The sequence below is a fragment of the Mesorhizobium sp. RIZ17 genome (assembly GCF_051127865.1).
In the GTDB taxonomy this organism is placed as follows: Bacteria; Pseudomonadota; Alphaproteobacteria; order Rhizobiales; family Rhizobiaceae; genus Mesorhizobium; species Mesorhizobium humile.
In genome coordinates this window covers 1,041,570-1,064,158 of the sequence record NZ_CP147861.1, presented here as the reverse complement: position 1 = coordinate 1,064,158, position 22,589 = coordinate 1,041,570, and the positions used below count along the sequence as shown (strand labels likewise).

The window sequence follows — 22,589 nt, the reverse complement described above, 5'->3', positions numbered from 1 at the left end:
CCGCTGCCTTTCTAGCGACGCTTCAGCAGGCTCCGCATGCGGTTGCGCAGGATGCGCGCCATGTTGCGGGTCTCACGGTAGAGATGCAGTTGCGAGGCCGCCTGGCGGGCCAGCCGGTCGGCATCCGGCGTCAGTCCGACCACCAGCGTGCCCATCGGCTTGCGCTCGCTCCACAGGCGGCTCATCACCGGGTGGTCCGGCACCGCGCAGGAATCGGTCATGACGATGTTGGGATCGTCGAGATGCTGCTTGGTCACCTCGATCATCAAAAGCGTGCCCGGCGAATAGGTGGCGAGCGCCTCGTCATAGGCCGTCTTCCAGGTGTAGGCGACGCCGGCCTCGACGAAGACGACCAGGCAGGCGATGGTGCGGCCGTCCAGCGTCAGCAGATGGATGCGGCACATGTCCTGCTCGGCCAACCTGTGCACGGCTTCGCGGGCGAAGGCGGCGCGGTAGCGGTCGATCGCCATCGCGGTGCGCTCGCGGCCTTTCCAGCCGGCCGCTTCCAGCGTCAGGAAGCTTTCGATGGCATGGCGGATCTCGTCCGGTCCGCGCGCCACGATGTGCTCGAGCTTGCCTTGATCGGCGAGGCGCCGCTTCAGGCGGCGGAATTCGCGATAATGGTGCGCGCTCAGCGAGGCCTTGAGATAGTCCTCGCCGTCGGCATCGCTTTCAAGCACCGGGCGCTCGACCTTGCCGGTGGTCACCATCGTCAGGCCGCGGCTGTCGGCAAAGGAGGTGAGCAGGCTCGCCACCGGACCGTCGAGCCTCATGTCGGGCAGCACGAAGACCTTGGGCAGCTTGAGATGCGGCCTCGACAGCATCGAGAAGAAGTCCTCGATGACGCCGACCGGATCGTCGCGGTCGACCAGCGGCGTACCGAGCGGGCCGAACGGGCTCGACCATGTGCGCATGACCGGGACGCCGAGCGGGATCGCCGGGCGCTCGACCGAGAACGGCACCAGAAGCCGCAGCCGGTTGCGGTACTCGTCGCCGTCGCGGATGACGGCCAGCCGCACCTCGCGGTCTTCCAGCCGGGGCATCGCCGGCGCCAGGAAGCGCGGGTTGAAGAAGACGTTGGGCTCGATCGTGCGGGCGCTGAGATAGTCGAGCTCCTCGACGAGGTCGAAGCCGGCCGAGGCCGGGTAGATGGCGAGCTTGCGCTCCGGCCTGTTGCTGGCGAACAGCTCGATATGGGCGGGGTCCGCCTCGCGCGCCAGGCCGGCTAGGTTGGAGACCATGGCGCCGGCGGGGCCGCCGCTGGTCTCTTCGAGCAACGGGACGGCGGCCATCAGGCGACTTCCTTCTTTGCAGGCACGAAGATCGCCATCACGATACCGAGCTTGCGCCAGACGGTGAAGGAGAGCGCGCTGGCCTCGAAGACCATGGCGAGGCTGGTGGCGATCGCCGCGCCCCAGAGGCCGAACAGCGGGATCAACAGCACGTTGAGGCCGATGTTCAGCGCAAGCGTCATGGCATAGACGGCGGCGCAGATGTTCTGGTTGCCGCTCATGGTGAGCAGGCTCTCGCAGGGGCCGACGGCGGCGCGCGCGACCACGCCCAGCACCAGCAGGAAGAGCAGCGGATAGCCGGCGGTGAATTCGGGGCCGAACAGCACCAGCATCGGCTCGCCCAGCGCCAGCACCAGCAGCGCCATCAAGAGCGAGGGCCAGAAGGTCCAGGTGACGGTCTCGCGGGCGAAGGCGGCGAGCCTGTCGGGATCGCCATGGGTGAACTGCGCGTAGCGCTGGGCAACGCCGGCCTTGACCGCGAAATAGACGAAATGCACCAGCGCCAGCGTCTTCACCGTGGCGAAATAGACGGCGACGTCGTTGGGCTGGAGATAGGCGCCCACCATCAGCACGTCGGCATTGGTGAGCAGGAAGAAGAAGCTCTCGACCAGGAAGATCGGCAGCGAAACGAGGATCCATTGGCCGAAATGCACGGCCATCGGCCCGGCCGGTATCTTTTTCTCCATGCGCGATGTGACGGCCATCAGCTGGCCGAGCGTCGTGACATAGGTGGCGGCGATCGAGGCGAAGATCGCCGTCTTGGCGTCGGGCTCGTAGTGCAGGCCAAGCATCAGCGCCATGAACGCCAGGATCAGTACCGGCCGCACCAGATAGGTGGGAGACAGCGCCAGCAGCGCCCAGGAATTGGCGCGCGCCAGCCCCTGCAGGAGATCGCCGAGCGCGATCATCGGCAGGCAGATGACGCCGAGGATGAAGGGGATGACGTAGTAGTTCTCGATCCAGTCCGAGGCGAGCCACACGCCAAGGGCGCCGAGGCCCGCGATCAGCGTCGAGGCCACGAGCACGAACAGCCGGCTGGCCAGCACGATGCCGCGCAGCTCGGCCAGCATGCCGCGCTCGCGATATTCAGGAATGAAACGGATCACCGAGGTGTGGAAGCCGAGGCAGGCGAGGTTGCCGACGATGACCATCGTCACCCAGACCAGCACCGAGATGCCGTATTCGAACGAGCCCAGCCAGCGCGCCATCAGCACCTGGCTGACGAAGGCGATGAAGGCGCTGATGATGCGGATGGAAAAGGCGATCAGCGACATGCGCCCGGCTTCGCCGCGTTCGTCGGCAGTGAACAGCACGGCGTCGATGCGGCCAAGCAACGGACGCATGCGCAGCGCCCAGCGCTGCGGCAGGAACCGCCCGGCAGTCGTCGCCGCGGAAAAGCGCACCCCGAATACTCTCCGTTTTCCGCCTCTTTTCAAGGTTTCGGTCTATCCGAAACACCTTAAGAAAGGGTGGGTGGGGTGCGGGGACTTGCCTTCTCCCCTTGTGGGAGAAGGTGGCCGCGCAGCGGCCGGATGAGGGGTGTTCCAGGGAAAGCCGACGTCCCACTCCGCTGGAGCACCCCTCATCCGTCTCGACGCTGCGCGCCGATCCACCTTCTCCCACAAGGGGAGAAGGAAGAGGCGCTGCTACATCCCTTGCATAGCGTCGCAGGAGACGTTCGGGTTCATGTCGGCGAAGGCGCCGGTCGGGTTCTGCTTCCAGGCCCAGACATGCAGCTCGTAGAACGGGCCGAGGCCGTAGCGGTTGGGCGCCGTGTTGAAGTTGAACAGATGACCCTCGAGCGAAGCCGGGCCCTTCGCGGTGATGTATTCGACCGCGATCAGCTTCAGCGTGCCGTCGGCCATCGGCTCGTACATCACGGCTTCCGGCTTGGCGACGTCGACGGCGTCGTCCTTCAGATAGGCGGCGTTGACGTAGTGGATGCCCATCGCGCCGCCGGTGAGGCCGCTGGCGCAAGGGATCGGCGCGTAGCCTTCGGCCTTGGCAACCGCGACGTCCTCGAAGCGGCTGTCCAGCGCCCGCACCTTTTCGGCGAGCGGGTTGACGATTTCGGCCGTGGCCGCGCCCGCTATCAGCATCATGAGCGGGGCAGAGGCGCCGATAAGGCATCTGGTCCAATTGTGGATGGTCATTTCATGTCTCCAATGCGGTTGAGGCGCGCAAACGGCGGGCCGGCCGCCAAGGCCAACTCCGGGCGCCGGCGACGCTTGTCGTCAAAAAGGATGTATGCTGACCCCGACGAAGCGGGATTAGCTGTGATGCCACCAATATTCCCAGTATTCGCGCGGGTTTTCCCGCTCATGGAGGCCGATGTCGCGCCTCAGGTAGTCGTCCTGCGGAGGCAGAAGGCGGCGCCGTTTCCGCAAGGGCGAAAACAGCGCCGACACGGCCCGTCGCATGTAGCCGGGCCGTGGCGCGAAGGTACCCGCTGGGGCGGATAAACTCGCGTCGTGTGGCACGGCGTCAGGTCCGCCGGCGACGGGTAACATCTGACCGACACGGTCTGCCCGATCAGCGATAAAAGTAGGGGTCGAGGACCCGCACCTCCGTGATCTTGTCGACGGGAAGCGCATTCTTCTGCGCAGTGCTGCGGATCGCCTCCGGCGAGGGGGCATCGTAAATGCAGAAGCTCTTCGACTTGTCCGGCGAGACGAAGGATTGCACCCAGGTCACGCCTTTCTCGGCGTTGCGGGCAATGACGCCGCCCATCGCGGTTGCGCCGGCATCGTTCATCGGCACGTTCAGGCCTTCCGGGAAGGTGCGTTCAACAAGGTAGCGAGGCACGATCGTTTTTCCTTTCGTTGATGAATCGCGCTCGGTTCAAGCGCGTCCCGGCAGAAATCACCTTCGCGAAAGGCGCGCATCGGAACCTTTCCCCATATTTGGCGGGACGATTCCCTATCTTTGCAGCGTTCTATGTGGAAGTAGGCACTTCAATGTGTGGAAGGTCACATTTCCGCTCGTTCGTACCGACTATCCAGCGGCATCCGCCGCGCCGACAATCCCATTCGCGAGAGTGACGATGCTTCTGGAAAGGCAGACGCAACTGAAGCAACTGGACGCGGCGCTGGCCGGCGCCGTGCACGGGCACGGCCGCGTCGTGGCGCTGTCGGGCGAAGCCGGCGCCGGCAAGACGACACTGGTCGAGGCCTTCATGGAGCGGATGATGGACGGCGTGACGCTGTTGCGCGGCGCCTGCGAGGACCTCTCGATCCCCGATCCGCTCGGCGCGCTCTACGATCTCGCGCGCGAGGCGGGATGGGAGTTGCCGCAGGCGATCGACGCCCGCGAGGGGCAAAGGTTGCCGCTTTTCTCCGACGCGCTCGAGGTCTTCGAGACGAGAGGCCCAAGCGTCCTGGTCATCGAGGATCTGCATTGGGCGGATGACGCGACGCTCGACTTCGTCCGTTTCCTCGGCCGGCGCATCGCAAGCACCCATATCCTGCTCGTGATCACCGCGCGGACCGACCGCAGCGAGGGCCAGATGCGGGTTCGGCGGGCGCTCGGCGAGATTCCGGCAAGCAACATCCATCGTATCGAGGTCCCCTTGCTCAGCGAGACGGCCGTCCTGTCGCTCGCCGAGGCCGCCGGTCGCGACGGTAGCGCCATCTACCGCGCCACGGCGGGCAATGCCTTCTTCGTGACGGAGTTGCTGGCCGGCGAGAAAGACAGCCTGCTGCCGGTCAGCGTGCGCGACGCGGTGCTCGCGCGCGCCGAGCAGCTCTCGCCCGGCGCCCGCTCGATGCTCGACGCGGTTTCGGTGTTCCCGCGCCGCGCCGATGCCTGGGCGCTGAGCGGCCTTTGCGGAATCGCCGCCGCCGGCCAGCTTGCCGAATGCGTCGCCAACGGCCTGCTCGAGGATTTCGGCGACGGCTATGCCTTCCGGCACGAGATCGCCCGCACGGCGATCGAGATGGCGCTGACGCCCAGCAAACGGCGCGAGTACAACGAGCGCGCCCTGGCAGCCTTGCGGGAAAATCCGCAAGTCGCCACCGCAAGGCTGGTGCATCATGCGGTGGAAGCCCAAAGCCTGGACGTGGTGCGCGAGCTCGCGCCAGTCGCCGCGCGCGAGGCTTCCCGCGTCGGCGCGCATCGCGATGCGGCGGGCTACTACGAGGTCGCCCTGCGCTACGCGGATATCCTGCCGATCGAGAAGCGGGCGGAGCTTTATGAAGGCCATGCCTTCGAGTGCCACCTGATCGGCCGCATCGACGCGGCGATGGAAGCGCAGGGCCGGGCGCGCCAGCTGCGCCAGGCGCTCGGCGACCGGCTCAAGGAAGGCGACAGCCTCAGGTGCCTGTCGCGCTTTGCCTATCTGCTCGGCGATCGCGAGGCGGCGGACCGTTTCGGCGAGCAGGCCGTAGAGCTTCTGGAAACCGCGCCCGACAGCGCCGAGCTGGCGATGGCCTACTCGAACCTCTCGCAACTGGCGATGCTCGCCGAGCGGCTCGAGGACACGCTTTCGCTCGGCGGCAAGGCGGTCGAGCTGGCGGAGCGGCTCAACCGGACGGACATCCTCTGTCATGCGCTGAACAATGTCGGCGCCGCCGGACAATGGCTGGACTTCGCCAAGGGACGGCGCGATCTCGCCCGCAGCCTCGGGATTGCCCTGTCGGGCAACTTCCAGGAGCATGCGGCGCGCGCCTTCACCAACTGCGCCTGCGTCGAGATGAACAGGTTGAACTTCAAGGAAGCGGCGTCGTTCCTGGATAGCGGCATCGGCTACTGCGTCGAGAACGATCTCGCGACATGGCGCGATTACATGCGCGGCGTGCAGGCGCAGCTTTTGCTTCGCCGCGGGTTTTGGGACGACGCGGCGACGGTCGCGCACGAGGTTGTCGACGACGACGCAACGACGCCGCTCGTGCGCTATCCGTCGCTGGTGGCGCTGGCAAGGTTGCGCATCCGTCGTGGCGACCCGTCGGCCGAGGCGATCGTCGAAGAGATGAGGCGGTTCCTGGACAAGGGCATGGAGCTGCAGCGGCTCGTGGCGTTTGCCGGGGTGCTGGCCGAATTGGCCTGGCTCGGGCAAGCCGACAGCCAGGAAGCCCTGCGCCTGATCGCGGTTGCCGAAAGCCTCGCGCCGACGCCGGCCGTGTTCGGCGAACTTGCCATCTGGCGGGAGCTGTTGTCGCCGGGATCCGAACCCGGCGACACGGGCGGCATGGCCGAGCCGCACCGCCTGCAACTGACCGGCGACTGGCGCGCCGCCGCAGCGCTATGGGCCGAAATGGGGGCGCCTTTCGAACAGGCAATGGCCCTGCTGCTCGGCGACGAATCGGCGCAGCGCGAGGCGCTCGCCATTTTCGAGGACCTTGGCGCGAGGGCGGTCGCGCAGTATGCCCGCGGCCTAATGCGGGAAAGCGGCGTCAGCCATATCGCGAGAGGACCGCGGCAGGCGACGCGCGCCAACCAAGCCGGCCTCACGCAGCGCCAGATGGAGGTCCTGGAGCTTGTCGAGCGAGGCTTTTCCAACAAGAAGATCGCCGCGCATCTGACCATTTCGCCCAAGACGGTCGATCACCACGTCTCGGCGGTGCTGGAGAAGCTGGAAGTCATCTCGCGCGGCGAGGCGGCGGCCGCGGCGCGGAGTTCGGGGCTGTTATGACGATCAGTTGATAGGGAGCCCGGAACGGCGTTCTGCTGGAATTGCCGGCGCCGGCGCTGCCCCTCATCCGGCCCTGCGGGCACCGCCGGCCCTTCGCTATCGCTCCGGGCGTTCGTCGTTTGAAAAGCCAAGCAATTGGCTTTTCGTCCGCTGCGCGGACCAGGCCTCACCCCCGTTGAACGGGGAGAAGGGAAAAAGGGGTCAGGCGAAGGTGCCGTGGCAGTGCTTGTACTTCTTGCCGGAGCCGCAGGGGCAGAGCTCGTTGCGGCCGACCTTGCCCCATGTGGAGGGGTTCTTCGGGTCGCGGTTTTCCGACGCCACGACGGCGTTGGTGTCCTGACGCATGAGAAGCGCGGTCTCACCGCCCTGGAAATCGTCTTCGCCGGTAGTGCCGTCGATGTGGCTGCCGAACATGTCGGGCGCTTCCGGCGGCGGGGCGTCCGCCGCCTGGCGGACCAGTTCGACGCGCATCAGCTGCGCGGTGACGGCCTGGCGAAGGTTGCCGAGCATGCCCTGGAACAGCTCGAAGGCCTCGCTCTTGTATTCCTGCAGCGGGTCGCGCTGGGCGTAGCCGCGGAAGCCGACCACCGAACGCAGGTGGTCGAGATTGACGATGTGCTCGCGCCACAGATGGTCGAGCGTCTGCAGCACCACCGACCGTTCGACATAGTTCATCACGTCGGGGCCGAAGCGATCGGCGCGCTCCTTGGCGGCGGCGTCGGCCGCGGCCGTGATGCGCTCGCGGATATCGTCCTCGGCGATGCCCTCTTCCTTGACCCATTCCTCGATGGGCAGGTCGAGATTGAGATACTGCGCCGCTTCCTCCTTGAGGCCGGCGACATTCCACTGCTCGGCATAGGCGTTTTCGGGGATGTTCTTGGCGACGATCTCCTCGATGACGCCTTCGCGCATCTCGGCGATCGTCTCCGACAGGCCTTCGCCGTCCATCAGCTCGATGCGCTGCTCGAACACCACCTTGCGCTGGTCGTTGGCGACGTCGTCATACTTGAGGAGGTTCTTGCGGATATCGAAGTTGCGCGCCTCGACCTTCTTCTGCGCCTTTTCGAGCGCCTTGTTGATCCAGGGATGGATGATCGCCTCATCCTCCTTGAGGCCGAGCTTCTGCAGCATGCCGTCCATGCGCTCGGAGCCGAAGATGCGCATCAGATCGTCCTGCAGCGACAGGAAGAATTTCGAGCGGCCGGGATCGCCCTGGCGGCCGGAGCGGCCACGCAGCTGGTTGTCGATGCGGCGCGATTCGTGGCGTTCGGTGGCCAGAACATAGAGGCCGCCGGCGGCCAGCGCCTTTTCCTTCAGGCGCTCGACGTCGGCCTGGATTTCCTTTTCCCGGGCCTCGCGCTCGGGGCCCTCGGGCATGTCGCCCAGTTCCTCGGCGATGCGCATCTCGGCATTGCCGCCGAGCTTGATGTCGGTACCGCGGCCGGCCATGTTGGTGGCGATGGTGATGGCGCCGGGCTTGCCGGCCTGGGCGACGATGGCCGCCTCGCGCTCGTGGTGGCGGGCGTTCAGGACTTCGAAATCCTTGAAGCCCTCCTTGCGCAGGCGCTCGGCCAGTTGCTCGGATTTTTCAATGGAGGTTGTGCCGACCAGCGTCGGCTGGCCTTTGGCGCTGGCTTCGCGGATTTCCTTGACGATCGCCTTGTACTTCTCCTCGACCGTCCGGTAGACCTCATCGTCCTCATCCTTGCGGATGACCGGCAGGTTGGTCGGGATCTCGGTGACTTCGAGGCCGTAGATGTTGCCGAATTCCTCGGCCTCGGTCAGCGCCGTGCCGGTCATGCCGGACAGCTTCTTGTAGAGGCGGAAATAGTTCTGGAAGGTGACGGAGGCGAGCGTCTGGTTCTCCGGCTGGATCGCCACGTGCTCCTTGGCTTCAAGCGCCTGGTGCAGGCCTTCCGAATAGCGGCGGCCCGGCATCATGCGGCCGGTGAACTCGTCGATGATGACGATCTCGCCGTTGCGCACGATGTAGTCCTTGTCGCGCTGGAACAGGCGGTGCGCCTTCAGCGCGTTGTTGACGTGATGGACGATGGCGACGTTCTCGACGTCGTAGAGCGACTCGCCCTTCAACAGGCCGGCGTCGCGCAGCATGTTCTCCAGCTTCTCGGTGCCCTCCTCGGTGAAGATCGAGGTCTTCTGCTTCTCGTCGATCTCGTAGTCGGCCGGGCTGAGCTTGAGCATGAAGGTGTCGATGGTGTTGTACATTTCCGAGCGGTCCTCGAGCGGACCGGAAATGATCAGCGGCGTGCGCGCTTCATCGACCAAGATGGAATCGACCTCGTCGACGATGGCGTAGGCATGGCCGCGCTGCACCATCTGGGCGCGCTCATACTTCATGTTGTCGCGCAGATAGTCGAAACCGAGTTCGTTGTTGGTGGCGTAGGTGACGTCGGAGGCGTAGGCCTCGCGGCGCTCGTCGTCGGAGAGACCGTGGACGATGACGCCGACGGTCAGGCCGAGGAATTTATAGACGCGACCCATCCACTCGGCGTCGCGGGTGGCCAGATAATCGTTGACGGTGACGACATGGACGCCTTGGCCTGCAAGTGCATTGAGATAGACCGGCAGAGTGGCGACCAGCGTCTTGCCCTCGCCGGTGCGCATCTCGGCGATGCCGCCATTGTGAAGCACCATGCCGCCGATCAATTGTACGTCAAAGGGACGCATGCCAAGCACGCGGCGGGCCGCTTCGCGCACCGTGGCGAAGGCGGGAACCAGCAGATCGTCGAGCGCAGCGCCGTTGGCGAGATCCTGGCGGAATTTTTCCGTGCGCCCCGCAAGCTCGGCATCGGAAAGCGCCCGCATCTCGTTTTCCATGGCGTTGATGGCTTCGACCCTTGGCCGGGTCGACTTGACACGGCGGTCGTTGGAAGAACCGAAAACCTTACGGGCGAGACCGCCGAGACTGACCATCCAATGGTCCTTTCGATAGCAATTTTAGCCGCTTGCGACAGACGCCTGGCGGGCCCATCAAATCCGCGTGAATGCGGACAAACGCAAAAAGCGCCCGGAAAACGGTTCTGGACGCCAAGTCGTTGGACAGATAAGAGGGGGCTCAATCGATGTCAACGCCGCGTTAGCCCTAAGGGCAGCGCCAAATTCCGCCACAATCCGACTGATCTGGAACCCTTGCGCTTACGCGATCCTCATTGGCAATCCCCTTGGAGTTTATCTTGATGTCCCTGTCGTTCCGCCGCGCCTCGCTCGCCAGCCTCGGTCTGGCCCTCGGGCTCTCGGCTCTTTGCCTGTCGCCGCTGATGGCGCAGGAGACCAAGCCCGCCCAGGACGCCACGGCACCCGCGGCCGCTCCGGCGGCGCCGGTCGATCCCAATGCCGTGGTCGCCACCGTCAATGGCGAGAAGCTGACCGAGGCCGACCTTCAGCTCGCCGAAGGCGAACTGTCGCAACAGTTCGCGCAGATGCCGCCGGAACAGCGCCGCGCGGCTGCCCTCTCGGCCGCGATCGAAATCCGCGTCATGGCCAAGAAGGCGGTCGACAGCGGCCTCGACAAGGACGCCGACTTCCTGCGCCGCATGGCTTTCCTGCAGGCACGCGCCCTGCATGGCGAGGTGGTCGAGAAGGAAGTGGTCGACAAGGTGACGGACGCCGAAGTGCGCGCCCGCTACGACCAGGAGATCGCCAACACGCCGCCGGTCAACGAAATCCACGCTCGTCACATCCTCGTGAAGACGAAGGAAGAAGCCGAGGCGATCATCAAGCAGCTCGACGGCGGCGCCGATTTCCAGAAGCTCGCCAACGAACACACCAGCGATCCGAGCGGCAAGACCAGCGGCGGCGACCTCGGCTGGTTCGGCCCGGGGCAGATGGTGCCGGAATTCGACAAGGCGGCCTTCGCGCTCGACGTCGGCAAATATTCGAAGGAGCCGGTGCAGTCGCAGTTCGGCTGGCACGTCATCAAGGTCGAGGACAAGCGCGCCAAGCAGCCGCCGGCCTTCGACGACGTCAAGGACCAGGCCAAGCAGGCGGTGATCCGGGACAAGTATTTCGCCATGGTCAAGGAGCTGCGCGCGGCCGCCAAGGTCGAGATCCCGGACGAGAAGCTCAAGAAGGACGTCGATACGATGGAAGCCGGCAAGTAATCCGCTGCCGACTGGAAATCCTGCAAAGGGCGCCTTCGGGCGCCCTTTCGCATTCGGGAGTCAAGCGGTCGCTAAAGCATGTCGCCCAGAAGTGTGCGGCGGTTCTGGGACAACGACATGCATCAAAACAAAGACTTAAAGCGCGTCGCCTGAATCCGATTCGGCGCGACGCGCTTTAGAGCGTTTCACCGTTTCACGGAAACGGCGAACCCCTCTATCTCCTTGTTTTGACGCAATTCCGGACGGAAGGCTACGGCGAGGCGCCGAGCCCAACCGCTTCACACTTTTCCTGGAATTGCTCTGATTCCCCGCGTGATGTAGCGCACGGCGGCGCGGATCGCCGCGTCGTCCTCGTCGAGCCGTCCGGCCAGCAGGTGCCGCCAGGCGAAGGAAGCGATCAGGTCGGCGACGATCCCGGCATCGACATCGGCCGCCACCTCGCCACGCGCCTTGGCGCGCTCGATCATCCGACCGGTATGGCCGCGGCGCCCTTTTGAATATTCGGCGAGCGCGGCCGCGGCCGTCTCGTCCGACTGCGCCTCGGCGATCAGCGAGCGGAAGATGTTGCCTGACGGGGTGTCGCGCCAATGCGCGAACAGATTCTCGAGGAAGCCGGCCAGATCGTCCTCGATGTTTCCGGTGTCGGGCGTCTCGACGCGCTTCTGGCGCTGGTAGACCTCGATCAGCAGCGCCGCCTTGCTCGGCCACCAGCGATAGATGGTCGGCTTTCCCGCCCGCGCCCGCCGGGCGACAGCCTCGATCGAGAAACCGGCATAGCCCGCCTCGCGCAACACCGCCTCGGCGGCCTTGACGATGGCATCGGCGCTCTCGGGGTTGCGTTTCGCGCCGATCGACTTGCGCCCGCGAGCGGCGGCTTCGTCCATCGAGGTCTTCCTTAGCCGGTGAATCTGGTGCCGATCATATTGACTTCGGCGATGAAGCGAAACGACGCGTTTCCAATTGCAAAGCCGCCGGCCAGGCCGGGAGGGCGCGGCCAGAACGCCCCTTGCGCCGACGCGCGCTATCGGGCAAACCGGCCTTCTTTTCGTGTTCTTGCCGCTCCGGGGTTCCGATGTCCGCTACGATTTCGCCGCTCGCACCGAAGAAATATCCGAAGATGCCGGTCATCGAGGGTGTACGCATCGCGACCGCCGAAGCCGGCATCAAATACAAGAACAGAACCGACCTGCTCGCCATGGTCTTTGATCCGGGCACGGCTGTCGCCGGCGTGTTCACCCGGTCGAAATGCCCGTCGGCGCCGGTCGACTTCTGCCGTCAGAACCTGCCTGCCGGCAAGGCGCGCGTCCTGGTGGTCAATTCCGGCAACGCCAACGCCTTCACCGGCAAGAAGGGCAAGGCTTCGACCGCGCTGACCGGCGAGGCGGCGGCCAAGGCCGCCGGATGCTCGGAAGCGGAAGTCTTCCTGGCCTCGACCGGCGTCATCGGCGAACCGCTCGACACCACCAAATTCAGCCATCTGCTCGCCGGCCTGGTCAGGGACGGCAGGCCGGATCTGTGGACCGAGGCGGCCAAGGCGATCATGACCACGGACACCTATCCGAAGGTGGCGACGGCGACGGTCAAGCTCGGCGACGCCGACGTCACCATCAACGGCATCGCCAAGGGCGCCGGCATGATCGCGCCCGACATGGCGACGATGCTTTCCTTCATCGCCACCGACGCGCCGATCGCCGCCCCCGTGCTGCAGGATCTGCTTTCGCGCGGCACGGCCAAGACCTTCAATGCGGTGACCGTCGACAGCGACACCTCGACCAGCGACACGCTGCTCATCTTCGCCACCGGCAAGGCCGCCGCGCGTGGCGCGCCGGCGATCAGCGATCCCAAGGATGCGCGGCTCGGCGCGTTCCGTCGGGCGCTCGGCAAGGTGCTGAAGTCGCTGGCGCTGCAGGTGGTGCGCGACGGCGAGGGCGCGCGCAAGCAGGTCGAGGTCACGGTGACCGGCGCCAAATCGGCACGTTCGGCCAAGCGGGTCGCGCTTTCGATCGCCAATTCGCCGCTGGTGAAGACGGCGGTTGCGGGCGAGGACGCCAATTGGGGCCGCGTCGTCATGGCCGTCGGCAAGGCTGGCGAGCCTGCCGACCGCGACCGGCTGTCGATCTGGTTCGGCGACAATCGGCTCGCGCATGAGGGCGAGCGCGACCCAGGCTATTCGGAGGAAGCGACCTCGGCCTATATGAAGCGCGACGACATCCGCATCCGCGCCGATCTCGGCATCGGTCGCGGCAAGGCGACGGTGTGGACCTGCGACCTCACCAAGGAATATGTCGCCATCAACGGCGATTACCGGAGCTGATGGCGCCGGTGTCCGGGCATCCGGCAAGCGTGCTGGCGGTCGTGCGCCGCTACGAGGCGGCGGGCTTTCGTGCCTGGCCGGCGGCCGCGGTCCATTATGACGGGACCTGGGTGGTGCGGCTCACGGCCGGACACCCCGCCAAGCGCCTGAACTCCGTCAATCCACTCGATCCGGGCGACACGCACGCCATCGAGGAGCGCATCGGCCGCGCCGCAAGGCGGTTCGATGCCTATGGCCGGCCGCTGACCTTTCGCATGTCGCCGCTGTCGGGACAGGTTCTGTCCACGCATCTCGACAAGGCCGGCTGGAACAGGTTCGACGAATCCCTGGTGATGCGGCTGCCACTGAAAGAGGTCGAGCTCGGCGCGGCCATGGACCAGATTCCGCTCAAGGACATCAGCCGCTTCATCGGCGCGTCGCTGAGGACGAGCGGCTCGGACGCCTCGTTGCGGCCCGGCCTGTCGGAGGTCATCGGCGCCATCCAGCCGGAAGCCGGGCTGTTCGCGCTCGAGGACGGCAACGAGCCGCTGGCGACGCTAATCTGCGTCCATGACGGCGATCTCGCGGGCCTGTTCGAGGTCGCCACCGAAAAGTCGGCGCGCAAGAAGGGCCATGGCCGCAATCTTATCCTGTCGGCGCTGAAATGGGCGCGGCTGCGCGGCGCGCGCGAGGCCTGGCTACAGGTCGAGGCCGGCAATCTACCGGCGCTCTCGCTCTACCGGTCGCTCGGCTTCGAGGAAGTCTATCGCTACCACTATCGACGGCCGCCGGGCGCATGAGCGAGGTCAAGCCAACCGGAAAGCGCCTGTTGCTGGTCGCTGCCTGCGCGCTGGTCGACACCGACCGGCGCGTGCTGCTGGCGCAGCGCCCGGAAGGAAAGCAGCTTGCCGGTCTGTGGGAGTTTCCGGGCGGCAAGGTCGAGCCGGGCGAAACGCCGGAGGAATGCCTGGTTCGCGAACTCAATGAGGAGCTCGGCATCGAGACGGAGATTCCGTGCCTGGCGCCGCTCACCTTTGCCAGCCATTCCTATGACGATTTCCATCTCCTGATGCCGCTTTATGTCTGCCGCCGCTTCCGCGGGATCGCGCAGCCGAGGGAAGGGCAGGGGCTCAAATGGGTCAGGCCCCGGCAGATGCGCGACTATCCGATGCCGCCGGCCGACGCGCCGCTGATCCAGTTCCTCATCGACCTTTTGTAGTTTCACGGTCGCCTTAGCGGCAGTTCATCGTTTCTCGGGCGCGGTGACATTTCACGCTTTTTCCGGAGCTGCTTTAGCCAGCGTTAATGGAAGATTTATCTCGACGTGAAAAATTGCGCGAGGCCGTTTCGCGCGGCGATATCGTCGATGACTGGGAAACACGGCATGAGCCTTGAAAGAGACTGGGACTCGATTCGGCCCGACCGAGGCTTCCGCGCGGTGGACGCCGGCATGGGCATCCTGCGGATCACGCTTCTCTTCGGCTCGGCCGCAGTGGCGCTGGCGCTGATCGCGACGCCTTTCCTGGACAGCCAGACCCGGCCGCAGAGCGCCCGTGACGGCTTCTCCAGCGGGCTCGACATGACGGCGACCGGATCGATCGGCCATCGCCCCAATACATATACTGTGCGCCGAAGCGTGCTGCAGCCTTTGCCCAGTTCAATCTGCGTCATCCGCAATGACGGCAGCCGCAGCGGCGAGTGCTGACTTGGTTAATGATTTGGCGGCAGGGCGGCGTTTCACTCGCTGTTAAGCTTTTACCGTTAACCTTTCTTAACGGGTAGGACATTAGAGTTCCCGCATAAGGGATCGATGACCATGAAAAACCTGCTGCAACAATTCATTGAAGATGAAACAGGCGCCACGGCCGTCGAATATGGCCTGATCGTCGTGGTGTTGTCGCTCGTCATTGTCGGCGGGGTCAGCCAAGCCTCCAGTGCGCTCCAGTGGTTGTTCAGCGACAACAACAGCAGATTGGTCCAGGCCTTTTCCCACTGACGTGGGCCAACCGCCATCGCAGCTGAGGCAGTTAAGTCTTAGGCGGGTTCTCCAGGACGGATTTCAGCGAAACCTTGGCCGATCCGGGTTTGAGCGGCTTTTGCTGCGAGGCGTCGGGCGCCCAACCCGACATCCAGACAATCGAAAAACTTGCGCGGATACGGCCATCCGGATCCGAGAATCGCTCGGCATAGATTTCGGCGGCGCGGGCAAACAGGCGTCTGCCGGCTGGCCGCCGGCTGCGATCGAGGAGAGCGCTGGTTTCGCCCATGGCGCGCAGATCGGCGACAAGATCGAACAGCGTATCGTAGCGCACCGCGACCGTTTCGACATCGGCGACAGGCAAAGCCAGGCCGGCGCGCTGCAACAGCGCGCCCGCGTCGCGCACGTCGGTGAAAGGAAGGATGCGCGGGCTCGCGCCGCCAAAAAGCTCCGTCTCGGCCGCAAGCATGCTCTCGCGCAACTCCGTGAGCGTGCCTGCGCCGGCGAAAGCGCCGAGGAACAGCCCGTCCGGTCTCAGCGCCCGGCGGATTTGCGCCAGCACGCCGGGAATGTCGTTCATCGCGTGCAGCGAGAGCAGGGAAACGACGAGATCGAGGCTGCCTTCCTCGAACGGCACGGTCTCCGGCGGCGCCACCAGGCCGGGGCCGCCGGCCAGAAGCGCTTCGTCCATCTCGACGCGCACGATCTCGCCGACCTTGCCGCTGCCGGCAAGCACGTCCGCCGCCGCCGACGTCTGGCAGAACAGCGCGGCCGCCTTGCCGAAGCGGCGTTCGACGGCGCCCAGCCGGTCGGCAAGGTCTTCCGCGGCGCGCCGCATCAGGAAATCGGCGCCTTCGACGGGGCGGGCGAGAGCCCTGCGCTTGCGCGCGAGCCAGAGCTCGGTGTCGATCAAGGGCTGCAATGAAAAGCTTCCTGTTGTCCGCGCGTGCCGCAGTGGTGTTAAGGTGGCGCGAGGTTCCTTTCACGTGGCCGATCCGGTGCACAAGATCAAGACCACAGCGGTCCAGGATATGACGCGGCAGGCGCTGGCCTGGCCGGCGCGCCTGTTGTTTCCGCCGGTTTGCGCCGGCTGCCGTCGCCATGTGTCGCAGCCTGGCGTGCTGTGCGGCGCCTGCTGGCCCAAGCTGAGACTGCTGGAGAAGCCGTGGTGCCCGGTGATGGGCACGCCCTTCACCCACGACATGGGCGAGGGGTTTTTGTCGGCCGAGGCGATCGCCGATCCTCCGCCCTTCGAGCGGGCGCGGGCGGCCGTCGTCTATTCAGGCGTCGCGCGGCAGATGGTGCAGGGGCTGAAATATCAGGATCGAACCGACCTCGCGCCCTGGATGGCGAACTGGATGATGCGCGCCGGCGCCGAGCTGATCGCGGAGGCCGACCTGGTCATGCCGGTGCCGTTGCACTGGCGGCGCTTCTTCCGGCGCCAGTTCAACCAGTCGGCGGAGCTTGGACGGGCCGTTGCAAAGCTCGGCGGGCTGCCCTTCTCGCCATCCGCGATCCGGCGCGTGAAGCTGACGCGCCAGCAGGTCGGGCTCGAACGGCACGAGCGCGAGGAGAATGTGCGCGCCGCATTCCGCGTGCCGCCGGACGCCGAGATCGAGATAGCGGGGCGCCGGGTGCTGGTGGTCGACGATGTCTACACCACCGGCGCGACGGTGCGGGCGGTCGCCAAGGCGCTGAAGAGGGGCGGCGCCGGAGCCGTCGACATCCTCACTTTCGCGCGCGTCCTGCCCGGGGACTTTCGGCCCGATGAGTCCGCGACTATATAGGTTTGAGTTTGTTGTTTGCCGCATGTCGCTTTCGTACCTGATTGGACGGCATGCATGAGGACTGCCGGCCAATGGCTGATGTGACGATCTACACCCGCATGATGTGCGGCTACTGCAGCGCCGCCAAGCGGTTGCTCGACCGCAAGGGGGTGCCCTATACCGAGCACGACGCCTCGTTCTCGCCGGAATTGCGCCAGGAAATGATTTCGAAGGCGCATGGGCGAGCCACCTTTCCGCAGATTTTCATCGGCGACACGCATGTCGGCGGCTGCGACGACCTCCACGATCTGGAGTCGCAGGGCCGGCTGGACGCGCTGCTCGCCAACGGGAGATGACCATGGGTAGTTTCAAGGCCGCCGCCGTGCAGATGTGTTCGGGCACCAGTCCGGAGCGCAACGCCGCCGACATGGAGATTTTGGTCCGCCAGGCCGCCGGCCAGGGTGCCACCTATGTCCAGACGCCGGAAATGACCGGAGCGCTGGTGCGCGACAAGGAAGCCGGCGCGGCCGCTTTCACCACCGAGGACAAGGACATCGTCGTCGCCACCGCGCGCAGGTTGGCGAAGGAGCTCGGCATTTACCTGCATATCGGCTCGACGGCGATTCGCCGCGCCGACGGCAAGCTCGCCAACCGCGCGTTCCTGTTTTCGCCCGACGGCGCCGCGATTGCCGGCTATGACAAGATCCATATGTTCGACGTCGATCTCGACAATGGCGAGAGCTGGCGCGAATCCGCGGCCTACGAGCCGGGGACGGAAGCTACCGTGACCGATATCAACGGGACGAAGCTTGGCTTTGCCGTGTGCTACGACCTGCGCTTCCCGCAGCTGTTCCGCGCCGAGGCGATGGCCGGGGCCGAAGTGCTGACGGTGCCTGCCGCCTTCACGCGCCAGACCGGCGAGGCCCACTGGCATGTGCTGCTGCGCGCCCGCGCCATCGAGAACGGCGCCTATGTCGTCGCCGCAGCGCAAGGCGGCCTGCATGAGGACGGGCGCGAGACCTATGGCCATTCGCTGATCGTCGATCCATGGGGGCGCATCATCGCCGAGGCATCGCATAACGAGCCCGGCGTGATCGTCGCCGAGATCGATCCGGCCCAGTCGTTGGCCGCGCGCCGCAAGATTCCCAATCTGAAGAACGCGCGGGATTTCACCGTCAATGCCGGGACAAGCGAAGCGCCGCGTCTCAGGGGTGCCGCTTCTTGATCCGTTTTTCACTGATCTGCGAACACGAGCACGAATTCGAAGCGTGGTTCCGCAGCAATGATGATTTCGACACCCAGAAGAAGCGCGGCTTCGTCGATTGCCCGCGCTGCGGCTCGCACAAGGTCGAGAAAGCGCTGATGGCGCCCGCCGTCTCCACGTCGCGCAAACAGGAGAAGGTCGCCTTGGCCATGGGCGAGGCGCAGAAGCAGGCGCTGGCGCAGCTGAAGGCTCTGGCAGAGAAGGTGCGCGAGAATGCCGACTATGTCGGCGACAAATTCGCCGAGGAAGCGCGCAAGATCCATTTCGGCGAGACCGATCCGCGCGGCATCTACGGCGAAGCGACGCCCGAAGAAGCGCAGAGCCTCGCCGAGGACGGCGTCGAATTCATGCCGATCCCGAGCTTTCCGGACGACCGGAATTAGGACGGCGACCTCAAGCTTCCGATCAGTTTTTTCAGCAGTTTCGCCAACATTTCCCGGTCCTCGTGCGTCAGGCCGGCGAGGATCTCATGCTCGTTGGCGACGTGGGCGGTGAGCGCCTCGTCGGTGAGCTCACGGCCTTTCGCGGTGAGCTCGACGACGACGCCACGCCGGTCGCTGGGGTGCGGCGCGCGCCGTGTCAGGCCGGCCTTCTCCAGGCGGTCGAGGCGAGCGGTCATGGCGCCCGACGTCACCATCGTCGCCTCGTAGAGCTCGGTCGGCGTCAGCGCGTAGGGCGCGCCGGACCGGCGCAGCGTCGCCAGCACGTCGAATTCGCCGGACTGCAGCCCAAAGCGGGCAAAGACCGGCGCCAGCCGGTCGCGCGCGATCAGCGACGAGGCCTCGTTGAGCCGCCCGATGACGCCCATCGGCGACACATCCAGGTCCGGCCGCTCACGTCGCCACTGCTCCATGGCCCTGCCCGCTCGATCCATATCGCTCACCGTGAAGTATCTTGACGTAAAGAATCTTTGCGCTATCTTATCGCAATGAGAACCGGCCGCCAAGCGGTCTCGCGGAGACAGGACAGCCCGATGAAACTTATCTGGGATTCGGCGATCGGCCTTCTGGTGGTGACGGGCGGGCTGCTCGGCATGACGTTGCCGTTCGGCAAGCTCGCTACCGCCGCCGGCGTGCCGGCCATGGTCTGGGCCTTCGTTATTTCGCTGGGCGCTGGCGGTGTGCTGCTGCTGGCGCTTCTCTTGCGCGGCGAACGCATCCGGCTGACGCCGCGCAAGCTGCGTTATTTCTTCGTCACCGCGGCGATTTCCTATGCCATTCCCAATCTTTTGATGTTCTCGGCCATCCCGCATCTCGGCGCCGGTTACACCGGCATCATGTTCACGCTGTCGCCGGTGATCACGCTGGTGTTCTCGATCCTGCTCGGCGTCAGGCGTCCCAATCTGCTCGGTGTCATCGGCATCGTCGTCGGCTTCGTCGGCGCGGCGATGGTCGCGCTGACGCGCGGCGAGGCCGGCCAGCCAGCCGACTATTTCTGGGTTGCCATAGGATTGCTCATTCCGGTCAGCCTCGCCGCCGGCAACATCTATCGCACCGTCGACTGGCCGGAAGGCACCGGCCCGATCGAGCTTGCCGTCGGCAGCCATCTGGCCTCGGCCACGCTGCTTCTCGTCGGCATCCTCGGCCTTCTGGGCACGCATGCCTTCGCCCCGCTCGGCGCCGTGCCGCTGGTGGTGGTCGGCCAGGTTGCGTCGGCCTCGGCGATGTTCGCCTTCTTCTTCCGTCTGCAGGCGGTCGGCGGCCCGGTCTATCTCAGCCAGATCGGCTATGTGGCGGCGGCCGTCGGCCTGTTCGCGGGCACGATCTTCCTCGGCGAGCACTACCAGCTTCTGACCTGGCTGGGCGCCGCCATCATCACCGCCGGCGTTTTCATCACGACCAAGGCACAAAGCCAGGCCGGCGCGCCGACGCCGGTCCGGATCGAGCCGGCATCGTCCACGAGCTAATCCGCTTTGCCGGAGGATTCCGGCTGCGGATGGCGGCGGCGATGGGTGGCGGCGGCGCGCGCCGCCTGCTCATAGATGCCCGTCATCAACTCCAACGTGCGCGCGACGTCCTCGAGCTTCTCGGCCATCTCGGGAATGCGCTTCACCGCCTCGATGAGCAGGACCGAACGGATATCGGCATAGCGCTCCGTCACCCGATGACCGAGCGGCGTCACCTCATAGGTCACGCCCGCCCTGCCGCTGCCGGTGCGCGTGATCAGCCCGCCCTTCAACAGCTTGCGCAGGCTGTACTGGATGTTGGGAATGTCGTCGCGATTGGTCATCTGGGCGAGATCGCGGACGCTTTTGGGCCGATCGTTCATCCTGATGACGTGGAGCAGCGCGTTTTCGGGCCCGCTGGCCGAAAACTCTATCACCGTGGCGAGACATTCCGCCTGCCAGTGGCCGAACGCCTCATATGACCGCATCAGCGCGTATTCGACCTCGGTGACGTCGATCTCCAGCGGCGTGCGCGCCAGATGCCAGCCGCGGTCGAGCAGTTCTTCCTGTGTTTCCAAAGATTTGCGACGCTCGTTCATCCGCCTGTCCCTCCGCGCCAAGGATGCGCCGATCCATGCGATTGCGTCTACATGAATTTATGATAGACTTTCTATTATAAATTATAACGAAAAACGGAGGAGAACATCGTCATGAGCATGCTCGACAAGTCCGCGACCGGCACGCAGCCCTTCTTTCTCGGCACATTCGCGTCCAACTGCTCCGGCGGCATGACCGTCACAAAGGTCGACGAGCGCTGGGACAATTCCTGGGACAACAATGTCAAGCTCGCCCGGCTTCTCGACGAAGCCGGCATCGACTTCATGCTGCCGATCGCCCGCTGGATCGGTTACGGCGGTGAAACCAATTTTCATGGCAACGTGCTTGAGACGATCACCTGGGCGGCTGGGCTGCTGGCGCTCACCCGCAATCTCACAGTCTTTGCCACCACCCACACGGCGGCCAATCATCCGGTGGTCGTGGCCAAGCAACTGGCGACCATCGACCAGATCAGCCGCGGTCGCATCGGCCTCAACATCGTCGCCGGCTGGAACAAGCCGGAATACGAGGCGCTTGGGCTGACGCTGCCCGACGACCACATCACACGCTATGGCTATGCGCAGGAATGGTTCGACATCGTGCGCGCCCTGTGGAGCCGCACGGAAGCCTTCGACTGGGACGGCACCTGGTTCAAGCTCAAGAACGTGCTCGGCGATCCGCGTCCGTCCTCGCCGCCGCCGATCCTCAACGCGGCCGGCTCGGAGGAAGGGCGCAAATTCGCTGTCCGCAACGCCGATTTCCTGTTTACGCCGGCCATCGACCTCTCGCGCTCGAAGGACGAGATCGCGGCGCTGAAGGAGCAGGGTAAAGTGGCGGGCAGCGACGTCGATGTGCTGACTTTCGCGCATGTCGTGTGCCGGCCCACGGAAAAGGAAGCAAAAGACTATCTTGAGCATTTCGGCCGCGCCAACGCGGATTGGGCGGCCGTGGACAATCTGGTGCGGCTGCAATTCGCCCATGCGCAATCCTTCCCGCACGATCTTCTGGCGCTCATCCGCGACCGCATGGCGGCGGGCCATGGCGGTTTCCCGCTGACCGGCACGCCCGAGCAGGTGGCAGACGGCATCACCCAGCTGCACGAAGCCGGCTTCCGCGGCTCGACCTTGTCTTTCGTCGACTATGTCGAGGAATTCCCCTATTTCCGCGACACGGTCCTGCCTATCCTTGAACAGAGGGGCATCCGCATCGCGCCGGCCGCGATGCAGTCGGCGGCTTAGCGAGGAGATGGCAATGCCCAACGCAGAAGGTCCGGTCAGCGTCGCGGATTTCCGCGCCGCCATGCGGCTCATCGTCGGCAATGTCAGCGTCATCACCGCCGGCGTCGGCGACGACCGTACCGGTCTCGTCGTCATTTCCGTGGTGTCGCTGTCGGCGGAGCCGCCGAAGGTGATCGCCTGCGTCAACCGCTCCTCGTCGACCTGGCCCATCATCGAACGCTACCGGCATTTCGGCGTCAACTCGCTCGGGCCACAGCACCAGCGGGTCGCCGAGCGGTTCTCGGGTTTCGGCGGAATCAAGGGCAAGGACCGCTACGAGGGCGCCGAATGGACGACGCTGAAGACGGGCGCAGCGCTGCTTGCCGAGGCGGTCGCCGCCTTCGACTGCAGCCTGGACGAGATGATCGACCGCGGCACGCACTCGATTGTCATCGGCTCGGTCGAGGCGGTCAGGACGCAGGATACCGGTCAGGCGCTGATCTACTGGCGGGGCGGTTATCGGCCCTTGGAAGCCTGACCGGCTGTC

The 22,589-nt window shown here is 65.4% G+C and carries 23 protein-coding genes; 14 read left to right on the top strand and 9 right to left on the bottom strand.

The features are described 5' to 3' along the window. Window positions 1–11: 11 nt before the first annotated feature. From WDX12_RS05185 to WDX12_RS05170, 4 genes are all read right to left on the bottom strand, one after another. Window positions 12–1,292 (bottom strand): GNAT family N-acetyltransferase, encoded by a 1,281-nt coding sequence (locus WDX12_RS05185; protein ID WP_434724162.1) that lies wholly within the window; start codon window positions 1,290–1,292, stop codon window positions 12–14. After that, the gene (locus WDX12_RS05180; protein WP_434724161.1) at window positions 1,292–2,695 is read right to left on the bottom strand and encodes a lipopolysaccharide biosynthesis protein; all 1,404 of its coding nucleotides are present in this window, start codon (window positions 2,693–2,695) and stop codon (window positions 1,292–1,294) included. Before WDX12_RS05180 ends, WDX12_RS05185 begins: the two co-directional genes overlap by 1 nt. Window positions 2,696–2,938: 243 nt before the next feature. Further along, a complete protein-coding gene (locus tag WDX12_RS05175; protein ID WP_320296780.1) occupies window positions 2,939–3,394 on the bottom strand; it encodes a hypothetical protein in 456 nt (151 codons plus the stop codon). A 430-nt stretch (window positions 3,395–3,824) separates the two neighbouring features. Beyond that, a complete protein-coding gene (locus WDX12_RS05170; protein ID WP_112131409.1) occupies window positions 3,825–4,097 on the bottom strand; it encodes a DUF4242 domain-containing protein in 273 nt (90 codons plus the stop codon). Window positions 4,098–4,335: 238 nt separating this feature from the next. Here WDX12_RS05170 and WDX12_RS05165 point away from each other — a divergent pair, with 238 nt between their 5' ends. Next, window positions 4,336–6,921 (top strand): ATP-binding protein, encoded by a 2,586-nt coding sequence (locus WDX12_RS05165; RefSeq protein ID WP_434724160.1) that lies wholly within the window; start codon window positions 4,336–4,338, stop codon window positions 6,919–6,921. Between the two features lie 201 nt (window positions 6,922–7,122). On the opposite strand, the gene secA is transcribed toward WDX12_RS05165, so the two are convergent. Then, on the bottom strand, window positions 7,123–9,855 hold the full coding sequence (gene secA / locus WDX12_RS05160; protein WP_320296734.1) for a preprotein translocase subunit SecA: 2,733 nt from the start codon (window positions 9,853–9,855) through the stop codon (window positions 7,123–7,125). A 263-nt stretch (window positions 9,856–10,118) separates the two neighbouring features. On the opposite strand from secA, the gene WDX12_RS05155 reads away from it, so the two are divergent. Further along, window positions 10,119–11,042, top strand: coding sequence for a peptidylprolyl isomerase (locus tag WDX12_RS05155; protein ID WP_320296735.1), 924 nt, complete (start codon window positions 10,119–10,121; stop codon window positions 11,040–11,042). A 278-nt stretch (window positions 11,043–11,320) separates the two neighbouring features. On the opposite strand, the gene WDX12_RS05150 is transcribed toward WDX12_RS05155, so the two are convergent. After that, a complete protein-coding gene (locus WDX12_RS05150) occupies window positions 11,321–11,926 on the bottom strand; it encodes a TetR/AcrR family transcriptional regulator (RefSeq protein WP_320296736.1) in 606 nt (201 codons plus the stop codon). 188 nt (window positions 11,927–12,114) lie between these two features. Here WDX12_RS05150 and argJ point away from each other — a divergent pair, with 188 nt between their 5' ends. The 5 genes from argJ to WDX12_RS05125 all read left to right on the top strand — a co-directional run bounded on the left by argJ (window position 12,115) and on the right by WDX12_RS05125 (window position 15,331). Next, window positions 12,115–13,356 carry a bifunctional glutamate N-acetyltransferase/amino-acid acetyltransferase ArgJ gene (gene argJ, locus WDX12_RS05145; protein ID WP_434724159.1) on the top strand — a complete coding sequence of 414 codons (1,242 nt, stop codon included), beginning with the start codon at window positions 12,115–12,117 and terminating at the stop codon, window positions 13,354–13,356. Further along, a complete protein-coding gene (locus WDX12_RS05140; protein ID WP_320296738.1) occupies window positions 13,356–14,135 on the top strand; it encodes a GNAT family N-acetyltransferase in 780 nt (259 codons plus the stop codon). The genes argJ and WDX12_RS05140 overlap by 1 nt, the downstream gene beginning before the upstream one ends. After that, window positions 14,132–14,554, top strand: a complete 423-nt coding sequence (locus tag WDX12_RS05135; protein ID WP_434724158.1) for a (deoxy)nucleoside triphosphate pyrophosphohydrolase — start codon at window positions 14,132–14,134, stop codon at window positions 14,552–14,554. The genes WDX12_RS05140 and WDX12_RS05135 overlap by 4 nt, the downstream gene beginning before the upstream one ends. Window positions 14,555–14,719: 165 nt before the next feature. Continuing rightward, on the top strand, window positions 14,720–15,040 hold the full coding sequence (locus tag WDX12_RS05130) for a hypothetical protein (protein ID WP_320296740.1): 321 nt from the start codon (window positions 14,720–14,722) through the stop codon (window positions 15,038–15,040). A gap of 111 nt (window positions 15,041–15,151) precedes the next feature. Beyond that, window positions 15,152–15,331: a Flp family type IVb pilin gene (locus tag WDX12_RS05125; protein WP_320296741.1), complete on the top strand. Its 180-nt coding sequence runs from the start codon at window positions 15,152–15,154 to the stop codon at window positions 15,329–15,331. Between the two features lie 31 nt (window positions 15,332–15,362). Here the strand turns inward: WDX12_RS05125 and WDX12_RS05120 are convergent, their stop codons facing one another. Continuing rightward, window positions 15,363–16,235: a methyltransferase domain-containing protein gene (locus WDX12_RS05120; protein WP_434724157.1), complete on the bottom strand. Its 873-nt coding sequence runs from the start codon at window positions 16,233–16,235 to the stop codon at window positions 15,363–15,365. A gap of 64 nt (window positions 16,236–16,299) precedes the next feature. Between WDX12_RS05120 and WDX12_RS05115 the strand changes: the two genes are divergently transcribed. From WDX12_RS05115 to WDX12_RS05100, 4 genes are all read left to right on the top strand, one after another. Further along, entirely contained in the window at window positions 16,300–17,100 is an 801-nt protein-coding gene (locus WDX12_RS05115; RefSeq protein WP_434724156.1) for a ComF family protein, read from the top strand. A gap of 71 nt (window positions 17,101–17,171) precedes the next feature. Next, window positions 17,172–17,435, top strand: coding sequence for a glutaredoxin 3 (gene grxC, locus WDX12_RS05110; protein ID WP_320296744.1), 264 nt, complete (start codon window positions 17,172–17,174; stop codon window positions 17,433–17,435). A 2-nt stretch (window positions 17,436–17,437) separates the two neighbouring features. Next, window positions 17,438–18,304: a carbon-nitrogen hydrolase family protein gene (locus WDX12_RS05105; protein WP_434724155.1), complete on the top strand. Its 867-nt coding sequence runs from the start codon at window positions 17,438–17,440 to the stop codon at window positions 18,302–18,304. Beyond that, entirely contained in the window at window positions 18,301–18,726 is a 426-nt protein-coding gene (locus WDX12_RS05100; RefSeq protein WP_434724154.1) for a DUF1178 family protein, read from the top strand. The genes WDX12_RS05105 and WDX12_RS05100 overlap by 4 nt, the downstream gene beginning before the upstream one ends. Here WDX12_RS05100 and WDX12_RS05095 read toward each other — a convergent pair. Continuing rightward, the gene (locus WDX12_RS05095; RefSeq protein WP_434725572.1) at window positions 18,723–19,217 is read right to left on the bottom strand and encodes a MarR family winged helix-turn-helix transcriptional regulator; all 495 of its coding nucleotides are present in this window, start codon (window positions 19,215–19,217) and stop codon (window positions 18,723–18,725) included. The two genes, WDX12_RS05100 and WDX12_RS05095, sit on opposite strands and share 4 nt — an antisense overlap. Before the next feature lie 99 nt (window positions 19,218–19,316). Here WDX12_RS05095 and WDX12_RS05090 point away from each other — a divergent pair, with 99 nt between their 5' ends. Next, complete coding sequence (locus tag WDX12_RS05090; protein ID WP_434724153.1) at window positions 19,317–20,249, top strand: DMT family transporter; 933 nt, start codon at window positions 19,317–19,319, stop codon at window positions 20,247–20,249. Here WDX12_RS05090 and WDX12_RS05085 read toward each other — a convergent pair. Next, window positions 20,246–20,827: a winged helix DNA-binding protein gene (locus WDX12_RS05085; RefSeq protein WP_320296748.1), complete on the bottom strand. Its 582-nt coding sequence runs from the start codon at window positions 20,825–20,827 to the stop codon at window positions 20,246–20,248. The two genes, WDX12_RS05090 and WDX12_RS05085, sit on opposite strands and share 4 nt — an antisense overlap. 111 nt (window positions 20,828–20,938) lie before the next feature. Here WDX12_RS05085 and WDX12_RS05080 point away from each other — a divergent pair, with 111 nt between their 5' ends. Both WDX12_RS05080 and WDX12_RS05075 read left to right on the top strand, forming a co-directional pair. After that, the gene (locus WDX12_RS05080; protein ID WP_434724152.1) at window positions 20,939–22,063 is read left to right on the top strand and encodes an LLM class flavin-dependent oxidoreductase; all 1,125 of its coding nucleotides are present in this window, start codon (window positions 20,939–20,941) and stop codon (window positions 22,061–22,063) included. A gap of 13 nt (window positions 22,064–22,076) precedes the next feature. Further along, window positions 22,077–22,580 carry a flavin reductase family protein gene (locus WDX12_RS05075; RefSeq protein WP_434724151.1) on the top strand — a complete coding sequence of 168 codons (504 nt, stop codon included), beginning with the start codon at window positions 22,077–22,079 and terminating at the stop codon, window positions 22,578–22,580. The last annotated feature ends 9 nt before the right edge of the window (window positions 22,581–22,589 follow it).